Source organism: Mesorhizobium sp. M4B.F.Ca.ET.203.01.1.1 (assembly GCF_004791025.1).
Classification (GTDB): Bacteria; Pseudomonadota; Alphaproteobacteria; order Rhizobiales; family Rhizobiaceae; genus Mesorhizobium; species Mesorhizobium abyssinicae.
The window spans coordinates 1-280 of the sequence record NZ_SRUO01000304.1 but is presented as its reverse complement, the minus strand read 5'-3'; the positions used below and the strand labels follow the sequence as shown (position 1 = coordinate 280).

At 69.6% G+C, this 280-nt stretch carries 1 protein-coding gene; it reads left to right on the top strand.

What is annotated here, in order from left to right:
• Positions 1–280 (top strand): hypothetical protein (locus EN846_RS34815; RefSeq protein ID WP_210236173.1); only part of this gene is annotated, 280 nt, incomplete at both ends.

Sequence of the window (280 nt, the reverse complement as noted above, 5' to 3'; positions counted from 1 at the left end):
CGCCTGTCCCAGCGCCAGGACAGCGAGCACGGCCAGCAGATCGTCCGCATCGTGCTGATCAGCCTGATCCTGGCCTACGTGCTGTTGCCGGCGCCGCGCCACGATCTGCCGCACACCCAGTACGTCGGTGTGCTGGCGATCGTGCTGACCGGCCTGAGCCTGTCGCTGCTGCTGTTCGGCTGGCTGCTGTGGCGGCCGGCGCGTTCCGATCCCCGCCGCGTGCTGGGCATGCTGGCCGACTACGGCCTGATCGCTGCGGGCATGGTGCAGATGGGCGAAC